This is a genomic window from Mycobacterium hainanense (assembly GCF_041890355.1).
Classification (GTDB): Bacteria; Actinomycetota; Actinomycetes; order Mycobacteriales; family Mycobacteriaceae; genus Mycobacterium; species Mycobacterium hainanense.
Genome location: NZ_CP169059.1, coordinates 570494 through 588525 on the forward strand (window position 1 = coordinate 570494; position 18032 = coordinate 588525).

The window sequence follows — 18032 nt, forward strand, 5'->3', positions numbered from 1 at the left end:
GCGCAGTCGCGCCCAAGGGTGCGAAATTGGCAGGTGCCCGAAGGCGAAGGAACGCTGGCGTATCTGAATTTCCGCGGAATTTCTGACGCTCGCCTGTCATTCTTCTGCGGGGCGGCCTCGCAGGGGGGCCGGGATAAAGGATGGAGCGTAAGCGTAGTTGGCCGACCCGAATCTCAAGGACCGCGAAAGCGGCCGGGCTGGGAGCCGTAGGCGACTCGTCATCGTCGAGTCGCCGACCAAGGCGCGCAAATTGGCCGGCTACCTGGGCTCCAACTACATAGTGGAATCCTCCCGCGGTCACATCCGCGACCTCCCCCGCGCCGCGGCCGACGTGCCCGCGAAATACAAGTCGGAGCCGTGGGCGAGGCTCGGCGTCAACGTCGACCACGACTTCGAACCGCTCTACATCATCAGCCCGGAGAAGAAGAGCACCGTCAGCGAACTGAAGGGCTTGCTCAAAGGGGTCGACGAGCTCTATCTGGCCACGGATGGTGACCGCGAGGGCGAAGCCATCGCCTGGCACCTGCTGGAAACGCTGAAGCCGAACGTCCCGGTCAAGCGGATGGTGTTCCACGAGATCACCGAGCCGGCCATCCTCGAGGCCGCCGAAAATCCCCGCGACCTGGACATCGACCTGGTCGATGCGCAGGAGACCCGCCGCATCCTGGACCGGCTGTACGGCTACGAGGTCAGCCCGGTGCTGTGGAAAAAGGTGGCGCCAAAGCTCTCGGCGGGCCGGGTCCAGTCGGTGGCCACCCGCATCATCGTGCAGCGGGAGCGCGACCGGATGGCGTTCCGCAGCGCCTCCTACTGGGACATCGTCGCGCAGCTGGACGCCAGCGTGTCCGACCCGCAGGCGTCACCGCCCACCTTCGCCGCCCGGTTGACCTCCGTCGACGGCCTGCGGGTGGCGACGGGCCGCGACTTCGATTCGCTGGGCCAGCTACGCAAGGCCGACGAGGTGACCGTGCTCAACGAGGCCCAGGCGACCGAGCTGGCCGCCGGGCTGCGCGGTGCCCAGCTGTCGGTCGCCTCGGTGGAGGAGAAGCCCTACACCCGCCGGCCCTACGCGCCGTTCATGACGTCGACGCTGCAGCAGGAAGCGGGCCGCAAGCTGCGGTTCTCGTCCGAGCGCACCATGAGCATCGCCCAGCGGCTCTACGAGAACGGCTACATCACCTATATGCGCACCGACTCGACCACGCTGTCGCAGTCGGCGATCGACGCCGCGCGCACCCAGGCGCGCCAGCTCTACGGCGAGGAATACGTGTCGCCGTCGCCGCGCCAGTACACCCGCAAGGTGAAGAATGCCCAGGAGGCGCACGAGGCCATCCGGCCCGCCGGCGAGGCGTTCGCCACCCCGGACGCGGTGCGACGCGAGCTCGACGGCGACGAATTCCGGCTCTACGAGCTGATCTGGCAGCGCACCGTGGCCTCGCAGATGGCCGACGCGCGCGGGACGACGCTGAGCTTGCGGATCAACGGCCAGTCAACGGCGGCCGGGACCCGAAGAGAAGTGGTGTTCTCGGCCAGCGGGCGCACCATCACCTTCGCCGGTTTCCTCAAGGCCTACGTGGAGACCGTCGACGAATTGGCCGGCGGCGAGGCCGATGACGCCGAGAGCCGGTTGCCGCAGCTGACGCAGGGCCAGCGGCTGGACGCCATCGAGCTCACCCCCGACGGCCACGCCACCAACCCGCCCGCGCGCTACACCGAGGCGTCGCTGGTCAAGGCGCTCGAGGAGCTGGGCATCGGCCGGCCGTCGACATATTCGTCGATCATCAAGACCATCCAGGACCGCGGTTACGTGCACAAGAAGGGCAGCGCCCTGGTGCCATCGTGGGTCGCGTTCGCCGTAACCGGTTTGCTGGAACAGCATTTCGGCCGGCTCGTCGATTACGGCTTCACCGCCGCGATGGAAGACGAGCTCGACGCGATCGCCTCCGGGCAGGAGCGGCGCACCGACTGGCTCAACCGCTTCTACTTCGGCGGCGAGCACGGCGTGGCCGACTCGGTGGCGCGCTCCGGCGGCCTCAAGAAGCTCGTCGGCGTCAACCTCGAAGGCATCGACGCCCGAGAAGTCAACTCCATCAAGCTGTTTGACGACGAGCAGGGCCGGCCGGTCTATGTCCGGGTGGGCAAGAACGGGCCCTACCTGGAACGCATGGTCGCCGGCGACCCCGATGATCCCAGCGGCGAACTGAAACCGCAGCGGGCCAACCTCAACGACTCGCTGACGCCCGACGAGCTGACGCTGGAGGTGGCCGAGCAGCTGTTCGCCACGCCGCAAGAGGGGCGCACGCTGGGCGTCGATCCGGAGACGGGACACGAAATCGTCGCCAAGGATGGCCGCTACGGGCCGTACGTGACCGAGGTCCTGCCGCCGCCGCCCGACGAGGAGGGCGGCGCCCCGGCGAAGAAGGGGAAGAAACCCACCGGGCCCAAGCCACGCACCGGTTCGCTGTTGCGCAGCATGGACCTGCAGACCGTCACCCTCGAGGACGCGCTGAAGCTGTTGTCGCTGCCCCGGGTGGTCGGCGTCGACCCGCAGACCGGTGAGGAGATCACCGCGCAGAACGGTCGATACGGCCCATACCTGAAGCGCGGCACCGATTCTCGTTCACTGGCGACCGAGGAGCAGATCTTCGATATCACGCTGGACGAGGCGCTGAAGATCTACGCCGAGCCCAAACGCCGCGGCAGGCAGGGGGCCGCCGCGCCGCCGCTGCGGGAGCTGGGCGCCGACCCGGCGACCGGCAAGCCGATGGTGATCAAGGACGGCCGATTCGGGCCCTACGTCACCGACGGCGAGACGAATGCCAGCCTGCGCAAGGGCGATGACGTGCTGTCGATCACCGACGAGCGCGCCGCCGAACTGCTGGCCGACCGGCGGGCGCGGGGTCCGGTGAAGCGGCCCGCAAAGAAGGCCGCCCGCAAGAAGGCGCCGGCCAAGAAGGCCGCCAAGCGCACGTAGGTCTCAGTAGCCGGGGCCGATCGACTCGCTGTGCAGCTCGTCGGCGGACCGTACGGGGTGGGGGTCGGTGGATCCGGCCAGCTTCACCGGCCGGGCCAGCTGGGTGGGGGCGGTACGGCCACGCAGCTCGACGACCTCGCCGACATCCCAGCACAGGGCCTCGGCGTCCAGCGCGCCGCTGACCGCGATCGCCGACGCCAACACGTGGCCGGGCTCCAGCTTGGCCAGCTCGGTCAGCCGGGCGGCCTCGTTGACCGGGTCGCCGATCACCGTGTATTCGAAGCGGGCCTGTGCGCCGATGTGCCCGGCGATCGCCCTGCCCGCCGACACGCCTATCCCGAATTCCGCCGACCCGATCACGGGGAGGAGCTCGTCGTGCAGCTCGCGGGCCGCGGCGAGCGCGCCGCCCGAAGCGTCGGGATGTTCGATCGGCGCACCGAAGATGGCCAGCGCGGCGTCGCCCTGGAACTTGTTGACGAAACCGCCGTGCCGGCCGACGGTTTCGACCACCACCCGGAAGAACTCGTTGAGCAGCAGGACCACCTCGGCGGGCGGTCGGGTCGAGGCGAGCTTGGTGGAGCCGACCAGGTCGACGAACAGGACCGCGACGTTGCGCTCCTGGCCGCCCAACTCGGTGCCGCGCTCCAGCGCCCGGCGGGCCACGTCTTCGCCGACGTAGCGACCGAACAGGTCACGCAGCCGCTGCCGCTCCGACAGGTCGCGCACCATGTCGTTGAAGCCGGCCTGCAGCAGGCCCAGCTCACTGGCGTCGTAGATCTGCATGTGTGCGTTGTAATTTCCGCGCTGCACCTCCGACAGCGCCCAGCGCAGCTGGCGCAGCGGATCGGCGATCGACATGGCGACCAGCAGTGTGCTGACGAAGCCGATGCCCAGCGCCGCCAGCGCCAGCAACAGGATCGGGGTGAACAGCTTCTCCGGGGTGGCGTGCAGCAGGGACGCCTTGTCCGCCACCACCGCCAGCACGATGGCCAGCACCGGGACGGCGGTGGACAGCATCCACGTCAGGATCTGCCGCAGGATGACACCCGGCGCCTGGACGTTCTCGGGGACACCGCTGCGCAGGGCCGCGACGGCGACCGGTCGCAGCACCCGCTCGGACTGCAGGTAGCCGATGATGGCGGTCGCCGCCGCGCCCAGCCCGGTGGCGACCGCCACGACGGGTGCGGCGTACCGGGCCACCGACCAGCTGGCGATGATGAACACCACGCCGCCGATCAGCCAGGCCAGGATGCTGATCAGCGTGCGGTAGAAGGGCATTCGCAGGGCGCGGCTGCGGGCCAGCTCGGTGGCGGCCGGGTCGGCCTCGGCCAGCAGGTTGTCGCGGCGCTGCCAGCGAAAGACCGGCATCAGCAGCTTCAGGTTCACCATCCAGCCGGCCAGGAACAGCACCACCAGCGCGGTCCCGAAGACCGCCAGGTTCAGTGCGGGCAGATCCTGCAGCTGGATGCGGTCCTCGGGCGGCAGCGCGTACCGCAGGAAGCCGAGCACGAAGAGGGCGCCGATGATGTCGGCCTGCAGCATGCTCAGCGAGAACAGCGGCCACGGGGTGCGCACCACCCACCGGACGAATCCGCTGATCCGCCCGGGCAGTGCTGCCGGTGTCGCCACGATCCCACCGTATCGGTCAGCAGGGACTTGTCGGAAACTTACAACGATCTCCACGCGGCCCCGCGCCGACCGAAAAGAGGGCAAATGTAACGGGATTGTCGCGATCCGGTGGCCGATCGGTATCTGTCGGCGATGGTGGCTACTGTTACCGGTGATGTCGGGGGTGTTTACGCGGCTGGTAGGCCAGGACGTGGTGACGGCCGAACTGATCGCCGCCGCCAGGGCGGCCCGTAGTGACCTGGTTCACAGCGCCGCGGGCGGCGGGACTATGACACATGCCTGGCTGATCACGGGTCCCCCCGGCTCGGGGCGCTCGGTCGCCGCGCTGTGCTTCGCCGCCGCGTTGCAGTGCACCTCTGCCGGTGAAGACGGGGAGCCCGGCTGCGGTCAATGCCACGCCTGCACGACGACGATGGCCGGCACCCACGCCGATGTCCGCCGGGTGGTCCCGGAGGGGCTGTCCATCGGGGTGGACGACATGCGGGCCATCGTGCAGATCGCGTCGCGGCGCCCGGCCACCGGGCACTGGCAGATCGTGGTGATCGAGGACGCCGACCGCCTCACCGAGGGCGCCGCAAACGCGCTGCTCAAGGTCGTCGAGGAGCCACCGCCGTCAACGGTTTTCCTGCTGTGCGCGCCGTCGGTCGATCCCGAGGACATCGCGATCACGCTGCGTTCCCGCTGCCGGCACGTCGCGCTGGTCACCCCGCCGACCGAGGCGATCGCCCGCGTGCTGGTCGAGAGCGACGGGCTGAGCCCCGAAACGGCGGATTGGGCGGCGTCGGTCAGCGGCGGCCACGTGGGCCGGGCGCGGCGGCTGGCCACCGACCCCGAGGCCCGCGAGCGCCGCGAGCGGGCGCTCGCACTGGTGCGCGACGCCGCGACGCCGTCGCGCGCCTATGCCGCCGCCGAGGAGCTGGTCTCAGCGGCCGAAGCGGAGGCGGTGGTGCTCACCGCGGACCGCGCCGAGGCCGAGACCGAGGAGCTGCGGACGGCCCTGGGCGCCGGCGGCACCGGCAAGGGCACCGCCGGGGCGATGCGGGGTGCGGCGGGCGCGATCAAAGACCTCGAGCGGCGGCAGAAGTCGCGTCAGACCCGCGCCTCGCGCGACGCGCTCGACCGGGCGTTGATCGACCTGGCTACCTATTTTCGCGACGCGCTGATGGTCTCCGCAGGCGCCGGGTCGGTGAGGCACAACCACCCGGACATGGCCGAGCGGGTGTCGGCGCTGGCGGCGCACGCCTCGCCCCAGCGGCTGCTGCGATGCATCGAGGCGGTCTTGGCGTGCCGCGAGGCGTTGGCCATCAACGTCAAGCCTAAGTTCGCCGTCGACGCCATGGTGGCCACCTTCGGCCAGGAACTGCGCGACTAACTTGGGGGTGCCCGCCCGCCTGCCGTAGACTCGTGCCGCCCGGCGTGAGGGTGTGCCGCCTTAGCTCAGTCGGTAGAGCGATTCACTCGTAATGAATAGGTCGGGGGTTCGATTCCCCCAGGCGGCTCCAAATTTTTGTCGAGAGCGTCCCGTGCAAGCGGGCGCCGTACGTTCTGCGATCCCGTTTCCCGCTCCGCCCACCCGGGTAGGTACACGCAAACACCCCGCCGGGACGGAGAACTTCGTGACGACCGCAGAACAGCCGCCACCAGAAGGCGACCAACAGCCACCGCAAGCCACCGAGGGCGACGACGAAAAGCCCACCAGCGAGCGCGACGACGACGCGTCGTCCGGCTAGGCCGGCGCGAGGAAACCGATGGGGCCCGACGCGATGCACAACGCCAGCGCGGTCGTGTCGGCGCGCACGGTGATCGCATCTCCGGCGCCCGGCAGGCGGGCGAACACGCGGTTGAGTCCCGGGTGCACGGGCACCTTGACCTCGGGCCCCTGCGTCAGCGCCAGCGCCATCGTTCCCTCGCTGTTGGCCAGGTAGTTGAGCTCGACGCTCCAGTCGGCGGGCAACAGCGGCCCGTCGAGGACCAGGCGCGCGGGCTTGTCCGGCTGCGCGAAATATCCGCACTGCGGCATCGGTCCCGGCACGATGGTCCGCACCCAGGTCACCCGCGCCCTGACCAGTCGGCCCGAACGGTCCAGCATCCGCAATTGCGTTGTCGCCGAGGCGAATTCGGGCCTGTCCCGCAGCAGGGCGAACAGGTGGCTGGCCAGGTTCTCCGGCGCCGCCACCCGCTGCAGCACCAGCGGATCGACCTCCTGATCCAGCAGCGGCGCCGTCGAGGCGGCGCGCGCCGCGGCCAAATCGGCCCGAGCGTTGCGCAGATAGGGCTGGGCCGGGTTGTCGCGCCAACTGGTCAAGAACGTCGCCGTCGAATACAGGCTGCTGGCGACGAACAACGCCGCCAGGCCCAGCGTCACCGCCGCGCGCTTGGGCGAGGCGTCCAGCCAGCGCGGCGCGGCGGGCCGGTTCGGCGCGCACAACACGACGGCGGCCAGCAGCGCCAGCACAAACACGAGATCCGGGAAATACCGCAGGGTTTGGGCCAGTTCGAGGGCGGTCTGCTTCGACGAGCGCATCAGGTAGATCGGCACCTGGCAGGCGACGGCGTAGCCGGCCGCGGTGACCCACACCGGCCCGATGCGCTGCTTGCGCAGCAGCGAGACCGCAAGCGTGCCGGCCAGCACCAGCCAGCCGAGCGCCATCACCGTCGGCGGGGGCGTCGCCCACGGCGAGGCCGGCGCCCACCGGTCCCAGTGCCACGGCCCGCCGGCCAGCCCCGGCACGATGCCGTGCGTGATCGATCGCACCAGCAGCTCCGAGGTCATCACCAGGTCCGAACTCCACCGCCGCTGGTTCACCACCGCCAGATACAGCGCGATCCAGCCGGCGGTCAGCGACAGCGTCGCGATCCACAACCGCTGCCCGGCCCGCCACACCGTCAGCGCCGCCGCCGAGTCCCCTTGGACGTGGCGGAGCAGCGCGGCCACCGCGAACGCGACGAACGGGATCACCGCGGCCTTCTCGAAGAACAGCAGCCCGCCGAAGTAGACCAGCGTGCCGGTCGCGGCGTAGCGGCGGTTGCCTGTGCGGACCAGCAGCACCGCGTCGGCGCAGACCCACGCCAGCGCCGCCAGCATCGGCAGCGAGTTCAGCGCCGCCGCCCACCACGCGAACCCCGGCACGGCCAGCGGGGTGAACAGCGCGAACGTCAGCGGGAGCAGCAGCACCGGCCGCCAGCCCAGCACGACGTGCAGGGCCCGCAGCAGCGCCAGCGAGGCCAGCAGCTGCAGCACCAGCAGGCTGATCGCCGGACCCGTCCAGTTCAACGGGGCCAGCCGGATGATGGCGCCGCCGACCAGGAAGGCGCCCGGCATGACGTGGCCGTCGTGGTCGTCGAACAGGTACGTCGGTGACAGCAGGTTGTGGGTGCCGGCCTTGCCGATCAGGATCAGATCGTCCCAATAGAAGTAGCCCCCGAACGCCAGCGCCGCGCGGATGCCCAGCCCAATGGCGACCAGCGCGATGGCCACGGCCGCTATGTATGGTGGGCCGGTGCGCGCACTGGTAACCGGGGCAGCCGGATTCATCGGGTCGACGCTAGTCGACCGTCTCGTGGCCGACGGCCACGCGGTCGTGGGGCTGGACAACTTCGCCCGCGGACGCGCGGCCAACCTCGAGCACCTGGCCGACAACCCGTCGTTTTCCTTCGTCGAGGCCGACATTGTTACCGCCGACCTGCAAGCCATCCTTGCCGAGCACCGTCCCGAGGTGGTGTTCCACCTTGCCGCCCAGATCGACGTACGGCAATCGGTGGTGGACCCTCAATTCGACGCCTCGGTCAACGTCATCGGCACGGTCCGCCTCGCCGAGGCGGCGCGGCAGACCGGGGTGCGCAAGGTCGTGCACACCTCGTCGGGCGGATCGATCTACGGCGCCCCGACGCAGTTCCCGACCCCCGAGACGGTGCCGACAGACCCCGCCTCGCCGTATGCCGCCGGGAAGGTGGCCGGCGAGATCTATCTGAACACCTTCCGTCACCTCTACGGCCTGGACTGCTCGCACATCGCGCCGGCCAACGTCTACGGCCCGCGCCAGGACCCGCACGGCGAGGCGGGAGTGGTGGCGATCTTCGCCCAGTCGTTGCTGTCGGGCAAGCCGACCAAGGTGTTCGGCGACGGTGGCAAGACGCGCGACTACGTGTTCGTCGACGACGTGGTGGACGCCTTCGTCAAGGCCGCCGGAGAGGCTGGTGGCGGTCAGCGCTTCAACATCGGGACCGGCATCGAAACCTCGGACCGGCAATTGCATTCGGCGGTTGCCGCCGCCGTCGGAGGTCCCGACGACCCCGAGTTCCACCCGGACCGGCTGGGCGATCTGAGGCGGTCGTGCCTCGACAACGGTTTGGCCGAACGCGTTTTGGGCTGGCGGCCGCAGGTCCGGCTCGACGAAGGCGTGCGCCGCACGGTCGAGTACTTCCGCACGGCGCACACTCTTTGACGTTGCGCCGAGCGTGCACTGACTGCGAAATTCGGCGAGGTTTTTCGCAGTGACTACACGTTCGACGACTCGTCTGGCTCCCTGGCGCCCTCGAGCGCTACCGCCCGGGCCAGGCGGGCATAGCGCAGCTCCAGGTCCTTGAACCGCATGTAGGTGCTGAGCGTGGTGAAGCAGAACGCCATGACGAGCGCGTAGAGCATCAGGTCGGTGCCGCGGCGCACCCCGAACCAGTTCGCGACGACAGTGGTGTCGTCGGGCCGCAGCACGGCATAGACGCCAGCCAGCACGAAGACGACGTAGCCGACCTTGACCCAGGCCCGCGACCGCGCGTTCCTGCGGGACCGCAGCAGGTAGACCAGCAGCGCGATGATCGTCCCGATCAGCAGCACCTGGATCCAGTTCATCGTGCAGTCCTCCCTCGCAGGAATCCGTCGAAGATGATGTTGACGCCGTTGAGGAGCGGCTGGCCCTTCGACTTCGAGTAATCGGTGTAGAGCACCTCGACCGGTTGTTCGACCACGCGCCAATGGTGTTCGGCGATCAGCACGATGAACTCGTTGGCGTGGCTCATGCCGCTCATCGTGATGTCGAGCGCGTCGGCGACCTTCTTGTTGAACACGCGCAGCCCATTGTTGGTGTCCGTCAAGCCAAGTCGGCGACCGCGCCGGCTCAGCCGCGCGGCGGTCTGCAACACCAGCCGCTTCACGAACGGCGGCCGGGCGCCCACGCTGGAGCCGAAGCGCGTCCCGATGACGACGTCGACGTCCTCCGCGCAGAGCCGGTCGACCATCGCGGCCAGATCCTTGACCCGGTGCTGCCCGTCTCCGTCGAACGTGGCGAAGACCCGCGCCCCGGGCTGTTTGCGCGCGTACTCGACGCCGGTTTGGATGGCCGCGCCCTGTCCCAGGTTGATCGGGTGACGCACCAGGTGAGCACCGGCCCGCCTGGCGATCTCGCCCGTGTCGTCGGTGCTGCCGTCATCCACGCAGACCACATTGTCGAAGACCGAACGCACATCGGCGACCACCTCGCCGATGACGGCAGCTTCGTTGAAGGCGGGGATGACGATCCAGGCGCCCGAGTATCTGGCTTCAGTAACCATCTAGCCCACCAGGTTAGCCAGGATCAGCCCGCTAAGCGGTCGGCGCGCGCCAGCGCGACCAGATGAACGCCGATTCCGACCAGCGGGCCGCACAACAGGCCGACCACGGTCCGCGTCTGCAACGCCAGCGGCAGGAGCAGCAGCAGTCCGGATGCCACCGTCGCGCCCACCCAGCCCAGCGCGTACGCCCGGTGCAGCGCGGCCGCGACCGCGCCGGCGCCGGTGAGTGTCAACATGGCGATCGCCACCGCGGCCGCCGTCAGCCACGCCAGCAGCGCGCCGCTGGCCTGGTACTGCGACCCGAACCCGACCCGCAGCAGCCACGGACCCACCACCCCGGCCGCCAGCACCCCGGCCGCGCCGATGCCCCCGATGATTGCGGCGGGGGCGATCAGGGCGCGGATGCGGTCGCTGCGCGCGTCGACGAAATGCGCGATCAGGTTGCCCTGCATGGCCGTCAACGGCACCAGCAGCGGCGCCCGCGTCAACGTCACGGCGAGGATGATCACCCCGCCCTCGGCGCCGAGCTCGGTGCTGGTCAGCTTCAGCAGCACCGGAAACCCCATGACCAGGATCGCGCTGGCGCCCGCGGCGGTGATCGAGTGGGCGGCCCCGCGCAGGAAGGTCTGCGCCCCGCCCGGCGTCAGCAGCCGGGACGCCGCCCGGGCCGACGGCGAGGCGACCAGCATGATCAGCCACGCGACCGCGCCCGCCACCGTGGCCCACAGGAAGCCGACCAGCCGCCAGCCGAGCACGACGGTCGCGGCGGCGACCGCGACCCGGATGACGGCGTCGGTCACCATCAGCGCCCCGTAGCCGGTCCACCGGTCGGTGCCGGCCAGCATGCCCAGCAGGGTGGCGTGCACGCAGAACCCGGCCAGCCCGACGCTGAGCAGCGCCACCGACAGCCAGCGTTCCTCGACGAACACCCGGCCGCTCCACAGCGGCGAGCTGCCGGCGATCACCACGGCCGCGGCCACGCCGACCAGCATGGCGACCCGCAGCGGGTGGGTCCGCGGTTCGTCGGCAACCGGCAGGAGCGCCGGCAGGTGCCGGGTCGAGCGGACCTCCCGGGTGGTCTCTTGGAGCAGGCCGTTCGCGGCGCCGGTGACCAGGCCGAACGCCCCCCAAAACACGCCGAACACCGAAAAGCCGCCCGGGGCCAGGTCGCGGGCGGCCAGGTAGATCACCGCGTAGCCGCACAGCGCGGTCAGCGCCGTCGCGGCGGCGACCCGGGCCACGCTGCCGCGCGTGATCGGACCGGCACTCCCCGAGGCTGGGGTACCGCCGACTTCGGGCATCGCCACAATCTGAAAATAGTAAGTCCCGTGGATACGGGCCTGCGGCGGCGACCGGTGTTCGCTATCGTGGGCGGCTGTCGGAAAGGACCTTGGCCGCCTTGCGCATCTTCGGGATCTCGCTGTTGGTCACCGTGGCGGCCCTCGCGGTCGGATATGCCCACGGCGGCCTGAAGGACCTCTTCCTGCTGCTGGTGCTGGCCACCCTGGAAATCTCGCTGTCGTTCGACAACGCGATCATCAACGCCGCGATCCTCAAGCAGATGAGCCCGTTTTGGCGGCAGATGTTTCTGACGGTCGGGATTGTCGTCGCGGTGTTCGGCATGCGGCTGCTCTTCCCGCTGCTGATCGTGTGGGCGACCGCGGGCCTCGATCCGGTTCGCGCGATGGAGTTGGCGCTGCATCCGCCGCCGCATGGCGCCCTGGAATTCCCCGACGGTTCACCCAGCTACGAAAAGCTGATCGCCGCCGCGCACCCGCAGATCGCGGCGTTCGGTGGGACGTTCCTGTTGATGTTGTTCTTGGATTTCGTGTTTCACGACCGAGACATCAAGTGGCTCAAGTGGATCGAGATACCGTTCGCCCGCATCGGGCGGCTGGGCCAGGTGCCGGTGGCGGTGGCCGCCGTGGTGCTGATCCTGGTCGGCACCCGGTTGGCGCATTCCGGTGCGGAGCGCGCGACGGTGCTGACGGCCGGGTTGCTGGGTCTGGTGACGTACCTGGTCGTCAACGGTCTGAGCCGGGCGTTTCGCCCGCCGGACATCGAGGCGGCGTCGGCGGGGAAGGCGGCCGGCAAGGCCGGCCTGACCATGTTCCTCTATCTCGAGGTGCTCGACGCCGCGTTCTCGTTTGACGGGGTTACCGGCGCCTTCGCGATCACCTCGGACCCGATCGTCATCGCGTTGGGCCTGGGGTTGGTGGGCTCGATGTTCGTCCGGTCCATCACCATCTTCCTGGTCAAGCAGGACGCGCTGGACCGCTACGTGTACCTGGAGCACGGCGCGCACTGGGCGATCGGGGTGCTGGCGGTGATCATGCTGCTGTCCATCGAACCCCGATTCGAGGTTCCCGACCCGATCACCGCCTCGGTGGGGGTGCTGTTCATCGGGGCCGCGCTGAGCTGGAGCGTGCTGCGCAATCGGCGCCAGGCCAAGGCCACCGCGGCGTCGGCGGTCTAAGCCTCGATCTGGCCCGCGATGCGCCGTTCGATGCCCACCCTCGCGGGGGCCGGCAGCGCGATCAGGCCGTCGAGTTCCTTGCTCGCCCGCACGTAGGCGTGCTGTCGCTCCTCGCGGGTGGCGGCGTCGTCCTGCGCCAGGTGCAGCAGGCTTTGAGCCCGTGCCATCCGTTGTTGCTCGTCCGCCGAAAAGTCGCTGCGGCGCCGCCGGATCGCCTCCGCCTCGGCGATCTCGAACGCACTGATGTACTCGTGGACGGCGTCGCGGTATTCCGCCAGGGCGTCCCGGTCGCCGAGCAGCCCCTCGGGCGGTTCCGGCCGCAGCAGGTCCGCGTGCCGCTTCGCCTTGTGAAACGCGACGGTCAGCGGCGCTCGCATATCGGTCATCATCGGGAAGTCCAGCAGCCGCGCGATGTCGACTTCGTATTCGAACCAGCGCGCGTCGGTCCGATCATGCGCCGCAACGAGTTTGGCGATCTCGCGCCGGTCGCTCTCCCGGTTGGTCCGCGCCCGGCCGGAGGCCTCGGCCACCGCGATCTTGGCCTGCTGCTTGAGCCGATACCGTTCGAGCCGCCGCTCGGCCCGCCGCTCGTTGGCGGCGGCAATGGCGCGAAGGCCCCCGCCGATCGCGCCGCCCAGCGGAAAGACCAACCACCAGAAGTTGGCGGCGAAATGCAGCACCGGGGTCACATCGCCAGGATGCCACCGGAAATCGGCACGCGGTTACGCCATGAGCGTCACCGCACATCGTCGGGCGTCAGTGCCCGTTGGACTTGAACCGTTCCACCGAGCGCTGCACCTCGGCCTCGGCGTCCGCGCGGCCGACCCAGTCGGCGGCCTTGACGAACTTGCCCGGTTCCAGGTCCTTGTAGTGCACAAAGAAGTGCTTGATCACGTCCAGCTCGAACTCGGGGACGTCGGCGATGTCCTGGACGTGGTCCCAGCGGTGGTCGCCGGCCGGCACACACAGCACCTTGTCGTCGCCGCCCTTTTCGTCGGTCATCCGGAACATGCCCACCGGACGCGCCTCGACGATCACTCCGGGAAAGACCGACTGCGGCAGCAGCACCATCGCGTCCAGCGGGTCGCCGTCCTCGCCGAGGGTGTCCTCGATGAAGCCGTAGTCGGTCGGATAACCCATCGAGGTGTACAGGTAGCGGTCCAGGCGCACCCGCCCGGTCTCGTGGTCGATCTCGTACTTGTTCCGCTGGCCTTTCAGGATCTCGATGGTCACGTCGAATTGCACTGTGCGCTCCTTAGATCTGGGCGTTTCGCGGTGGTCCCGTCGCGTCGGGGATCACCCTAGTCGAGGCCTTTGCGGCGGATTCGGCAGAATGGGCGTAGACAGTCAGGAGAGCGATGGGTCCCACTCGCTGGCAAAAATCCACCCATGTGTTCGTCGGGTTGGCCGTGCTGGCGTTTGCCGCCGCCGTGGTGGCGGCGGCAACGTTTTTCACCTCGGCGGGGCATGGCGGCAACAACTCGCGCGCCCCGATACCGCCCCCGCACGCGCCGACCGTCAAGCCGGGAATGGTCCCGGTCAGCGACACCGCCGAGACGCCAAGCGCGGCCGGGGTGGCGGCCGTGCTCGGGGCCGTGGCGGCCGATCCCAACCTGGGCAGGTTGGGGGCGCGGGTCACCGACGCCCTGACCGGAAAAGAGCTCTGGCAGGTGGCCGACGACATGCCGCTGGTGCCCGCGTCGACCAACAAGGTGCTGACGGCGGCCGCGGCCCTGCTCACCCTGGACCATCAGGCCCGGATCAGCACGCGGGTGGTGGCCGGCAGCCAGAACGCGCAGGGACCCGTCGTGCTGGTCGGTGCCGGTGATCCGGCGCTGTCGGCGGCGCCGCCCGGCGTCGACACCTGGTACCGCGGATCGGCCCGGATCGGCGACCTCGTCGAGCAGATCCGCCGGAGCGGCGTGACGCCAACCGCGGTGCAGGTGGACACATCGGCGTTCAGCGGGCCGACGATGGCGCAGGGCTGGGACGCGGCCGACGTCGACAACGGGGACATCGCGCCGATCGAGTCGGTGATGATCGACGCCGGGCGCATCCAGCCGACCACCGTCAACTCCCGGCGCTCCCGCACCCCGGCGCTGGACGCCGGGCGGGAGTTGGCCAAGGCGCTGGGCCTCGATCCCGCCGCGGTGACGGTCGCGACGGCCCCGTCCGGAGCGCGGCAGCTGGCCGTCGTGCAGTCCGCGCCGCTGGTCCAGCGGTTGTCGGAGATGATGGACCACTCCGACAACGTGATGGCCGAGTGCATCGCCCGCGAGGTGGCGGCCGCGATCAACCGACCGCGCAGCTTCGCCGGCGCCGCCGACGCGGTGTCCAACCGGTTGAGCACCGCGCACGTCGACACCGGGGGCTTAACGCTGATGGATTCCAGCGGGCTTTCCGTCGACGACCGGTTGACCGCCAAGACCCTCGACGGCGTGCTGCAGGCCGCCGCCGGACCCGACCAGCCGGCGCTGCGGGCGCTCCTGGACCTGCTGCCGATCGCCGCAGGCAGCGGCACCCTGGCCGACCGCTTCACCGACGCCGCATCCAATCAGGGCCCCGCCGGCTGGCTGCGCGCCAAGACCGGATCGCTGACCGCGATCAACGCCCTGGCCGGGGTGCTCACCGACCGCAGCGGACGGGTGCTGACGTTCGCCTTCATCTCCAACGCCGCCGGCCCGAACGGCCGCAACGTGATGGATGCCCTGGCCACCAAGCTGTGGTCCTGCGGGTGCTCATGAGCCCGCCCTCGGAGCTGACGCTCGGCACCGCCGTCGACTGGGGATTCGCCGCCACCGTCGGCCGGCGGCTGGCCCGTCCCGGCCCGCCGTCCAGCGACTACACCCGTCGCCAGGTGATCGACGAGCTCACCAGCTCGGCCGCCAAGGCCGAACCGCCGGTGCGTGAGGTCACTGGACTGGTCACCGAGGGCCCGGTTCCCGCCGCCCGGATCGTCGACCGGCCGCAGTGGATCGGCGCGGCCGCCGAGTCGATGCGGGTGATGATGAACGGGGCCGAGAAGCCGCGGGGCTTTCTCACCGGCCGCGTCACCGGTGCACAGACCGGCGCCGTGCTGGCGTTCGTGTCGTCCGGGATCCTCGGCCAGTACGACCCGTTCGCCGCCGCGAAGCAGGGCTGCCTGCTGCTCGTGTATCCCAACGTCATCGCCGTCGAGCGGCAACTGCGCGTCGAGCCCTCCGACTTCCGGCTGTGGGTCTGCCTGCACGAGGTGACGCACCGGGTGCAGTTCACCGCCAACCCGTGGCTGTCGGAGCACATGTCGCGGGCGCTGGCGCTGTTGACGCGCGACGCCGGCGAGGACATCGGTCAGGTGGCGGGCCGGCTCGCGGAATACGTGCGCAACCGCGGCAGCGAGGCGCCCGACAGCCCGTCGGGAATCGTCGGCCTGGTGCGCGCGGTGCAGTCCGAGCCGCAGCGACAGGCCCTCGACCAGCTGCTGGTGCTCGGCACGCTGCTGGAGGGCCACGCCGACCACGTGATGGACGCCGTCGGGCCGATGGTGGTGCCGTCGGTGACCACGATCCGCCGCCGATTCGACGAGCGGCGCAACCGCAAGCAACCGCCGCTGCAGCGCCTGCTGCGCGCGCTGTTGGGGCTCGACGCCAAGCTCAGCCAGTACACGCGCGGCAAGGCGTTCGTCGACCACGTGGTGGGCAAGGTCGGGATGGAGCGGTTCAACGCCATTTGGACCGGACCCGAGACACTGCCCCTGCCCGCCGAGATCGAGGATCCTGGGCGATGGATCGACAGGGTGCTGTAGGGCAGCTGCGCGCGGCTGTCCAGGCGTTCGTCAAGACCCACGTCGCCACCGTCGAACAGTGGTGCGTGGCCCTGTCCGGCGGTCCCGATTCGCTCGCGCTCACCGCGGTGGCCGCCCAGCTGCGGCCCACCACCGCCGTAATCGTCGATCACGGCCTGCAACCCGACTCCGCCGCCGTCGCCGAAACCGCCCGGGCGCAAGCCGTCGGCCTGGGATGCGTTGCGGCCCAATTAGTTCGGGTGCACGTCGGCAACGAAGGCGGTCCCGAGGCGGCGGCCCGCGCCGCCCGCTATGCCGCACTGAGCGCGTACCACGACGGGCCGGTGCTGCTGGGCCACACGCTCGACGATCAGGCGGAGACCGTGCTGCTGGGGTTGGGTCGCGGGTCGGGTGTGCGGTCGATCGCCGGGATGCGGCCGTACGACCCGCCGTGGGGCCGGCCGTTGTTGGGTGTGCGGCGGGGCGTGACCCACGCCGCGTGCCTCGAGCTGGGTTTGACGCCGTGGCAGGATCCGCACAACGCCGACCGCCGCTTCACGCGGAGCCGACTGCGCCTGGAGGTGCTGCCGCTGCTGGAGGACGTGCTGGGCGGCGGCGTGGCCGAGGCGCTGGCCCGGACGGCGACGGCGCTGCGGGAGGACACCGAGCTAATCGACACGCTCGCCGCGCAGGCATTGCCCGACGCGAAGGCCGGTGCGGGGCTGCGGGCCCAGGCCCTGGGCGCGCTGCCCGCCGCGGTGCGGCGCCGGGTGATCCGCGGCTGGCTGCTGGCGGGCGGCGCAACCGGCTTGACGGACAAGCAGATCCGCGGCGTCGACGCGCTCGTCACCACCTGGCGCGGGCAGGGCGGGGTGGCGGTCGGGTCCGCGCTGCGCGACGAGCGGTTGATCGCGGGTCGGCGCGACGGCGTCCTGACCCTGTGGCGGGAACCGGTCCGATAGGCGCAATACCGGGGTCGCCGTTGGTTATTCGGCCGTTGGCGTGGCACTCTGTGGGCGTGGCCCAGATCTCCTCGGCGATCACCCCCGCGCAGCCCGTGGAGCTGTACCCGGGGGACATCAAGTCGGTCCTGCTTACCGCCGAGCAGATCCAGGCGCGAATCGGCGAACTCGGCGAGGAGATCGGCGCGCACTACAGCGACGTCATCGCCGAGACCGGCCAGGATCTGCTGCTGATCACCGTACTCAAGGGCGCTGTGATCTTTGTCACCGACCTGGCGCGGGCGATTCCGGTGCCCACCCAGTTCGAGTTCATGGCCGTCAGCTCCTACGGGTCTTCGACGTCGTCGTCCGGTGTGGTGCGGATCCTCAAGGACCTGGACCGCGACATCCAGGGCCGCGACGTGCTGATCGTGGAGGACGTCGTCGACTCGGGCCTGACACTGTCCTGGCTGCTGCGCAACCTCACCAGCCGCCATCCGCGATCGCTGCGCGTGTGCACGCTGCTGCGCAAACCCGACGCCAAGGGCGCCAACGTCGACATCGCCTATGTGGGCTTTGACATCCCCAACGACTTCGTCGTGGGCTACGGCCTGGACTACGACGAGCGTTACCGCGACCTGTCCTACATCGGCACCCTGGACCCCAGGGTCTACCAGCAGTAGGCAGCGCGGCGGCTCCGGA

15 protein-coding genes and 1 tRNA gene are annotated in these 18032 nt (G+C 70.0%); 9 read left to right on the plus strand and 7 right to left on the minus strand.

Going from position 1 to position 18032, the window contains the following annotated elements; genetic code table 11:
* Positions 1-157 precede the first annotated feature (157 nt).
* The gene (topA, locus tag ACEL92_RS02620) at positions 158-2974 is read left to right on the plus strand and encodes a type I DNA topoisomerase (protein WP_374024110.1); all 2817 of its coding nucleotides are present in this window, start codon (positions 158-160) and stop codon (positions 2972-2974) included.
* 3 nt (positions 2975-2977) lie between these two features.
* Here topA and ACEL92_RS02625 read toward each other — a convergent pair whose 3' ends face one another.
* Positions 2978-4657, minus strand: a complete 1680-nt coding sequence (locus tag ACEL92_RS02625; RefSeq protein ID WP_374024111.1) for an adenylate/guanylate cyclase domain-containing protein — start codon at positions 4655-4657, stop codon at positions 2978-2980.
* A 100-nt stretch (positions 4658-4757) separates the two neighbouring features.
* Between ACEL92_RS02625 and ACEL92_RS02630 the strand changes: the two genes are divergently transcribed.
* On the plus strand, positions 4758-5975 hold the full coding sequence (locus ACEL92_RS02630; protein ID WP_374024112.1) for a DNA polymerase III subunit delta': 1218 nt from the start codon (positions 4758-4760) through the stop codon (positions 5973-5975).
* A gap of 54 nt (positions 5976-6029) precedes the next feature.
* Positions 6030-6105 (plus strand) — tRNA-Thr (locus tag ACEL92_RS02635).
* A gap of 224 nt (positions 6106-6329) precedes the next feature.
* Here the strand turns inward: ACEL92_RS02635 and ACEL92_RS02640 are convergent.
* Positions 6330-8138 carry a hypothetical protein gene (locus ACEL92_RS02640; protein WP_374024113.1) on the minus strand — a complete coding sequence of 603 codons (1809 nt, stop codon included), beginning with the start codon at positions 8136-8138 and terminating at the stop codon, positions 6330-6332.
* Between ACEL92_RS02640 and ACEL92_RS02645 the strand changes: the two genes are divergently transcribed.
* On the plus strand, positions 8104-9048 hold the full coding sequence (locus tag ACEL92_RS02645) for an NAD-dependent epimerase/dehydratase family protein (RefSeq protein WP_374024114.1): 945 nt from the start codon (positions 8104-8106) through the stop codon (positions 9046-9048). The genes ACEL92_RS02640 and ACEL92_RS02645 overlap by 35 nt on opposite strands.
* Before the next feature lie 53 nt (positions 9049-9101).
* Here the strand turns inward: ACEL92_RS02645 and ACEL92_RS02650 are convergent, their stop codons facing one another.
* Genes ACEL92_RS02650 through ACEL92_RS02660 form a run of 3 tightly spaced genes read right to left on the minus strand, consistent with a single transcriptional unit; the run spans position 9102 to position 11451 of the window.
* Entirely contained in the window at positions 9102-9452 is a 351-nt protein-coding gene (locus ACEL92_RS02650; RefSeq protein WP_374024115.1) for a DUF2304 domain-containing protein, read from the minus strand.
* Positions 9449-10150: a glycosyltransferase family 2 protein gene (locus ACEL92_RS02655; protein WP_374024116.1), complete on the minus strand. Its 702-nt coding sequence runs from the start codon at positions 10148-10150 to the stop codon at positions 9449-9451. The genes ACEL92_RS02650 and ACEL92_RS02655 overlap by 4 nt, the downstream gene beginning before the upstream one ends.
* Before the next feature lie 23 nt (positions 10151-10173).
* Complete coding sequence (locus ACEL92_RS02660; RefSeq protein WP_374026055.1) at positions 10174-11451, minus strand: hypothetical protein; 1278 nt, start codon at positions 11449-11451, stop codon at positions 10174-10176.
* A gap of 89 nt (positions 11452-11540) precedes the next feature.
* On the opposite strand from ACEL92_RS02660, the gene ACEL92_RS02665 reads away from it, so the two are divergent.
* A complete protein-coding gene (locus ACEL92_RS02665) occupies positions 11541-12626 on the plus strand; it encodes a DUF475 domain-containing protein (RefSeq protein WP_374024117.1) in 1086 nt (361 codons plus the stop codon).
* Here the strand turns inward: ACEL92_RS02665 and ACEL92_RS02670 are convergent.
* Entirely contained in the window at positions 12623-13315 is a 693-nt protein-coding gene (locus ACEL92_RS02670; RefSeq protein WP_374024118.1) for a hypothetical protein, read from the minus strand. The genes ACEL92_RS02665 and ACEL92_RS02670 overlap by 4 nt on opposite strands.
* A gap of 67 nt (positions 13316-13382) precedes the next feature.
* Positions 13383-13871 (minus strand): inorganic diphosphatase, encoded by a 489-nt coding sequence (locus ACEL92_RS02675; protein ID WP_374024119.1) that lies wholly within the window; start codon positions 13869-13871, stop codon positions 13383-13385.
* Between the two features lie 113 nt (positions 13872-13984).
* Here ACEL92_RS02675 and dacB point away from each other — a divergent pair, with 113 nt between their 5' ends.
* Genes dacB through hpt form a run of 4 tightly spaced genes read left to right on the plus strand, consistent with a single transcriptional unit; the run spans position 13985 to position 18013 of the window.
* Positions 13985-15370 carry a D-alanyl-D-alanine carboxypeptidase/D-alanyl-D-alanine-endopeptidase gene (gene dacB / locus ACEL92_RS02680; RefSeq protein ID WP_374024120.1) on the plus strand — a complete coding sequence of 462 codons (1386 nt, stop codon included), beginning with the start codon at positions 13985-13987 and terminating at the stop codon, positions 15368-15370.
* Positions 15367-16410: a zinc-dependent metalloprotease gene (locus tag ACEL92_RS02685; protein WP_374024121.1), complete on the plus strand. Its 1044-nt coding sequence runs from the start codon at positions 15367-15369 to the stop codon at positions 16408-16410. Before dacB ends, ACEL92_RS02685 begins: the two co-directional genes overlap by 4 nt.
* Positions 16389-17351, plus strand: coding sequence for a tRNA lysidine(34) synthetase TilS (gene tilS, locus ACEL92_RS02690; RefSeq protein ID WP_374024122.1), 963 nt, complete (start codon positions 16389-16391; stop codon positions 17349-17351). Before ACEL92_RS02685 ends, tilS begins: the two co-directional genes overlap by 22 nt.
* 50 nt (positions 17352-17401) lie before the next feature.
* A complete protein-coding gene (gene hpt, locus ACEL92_RS02695) occupies positions 17402-18013 on the plus strand; it encodes a hypoxanthine phosphoribosyltransferase (RefSeq protein ID WP_374026056.1) in 612 nt (203 codons plus the stop codon).
* Positions 18014-18032: the final 19 nt, after the last annotated feature.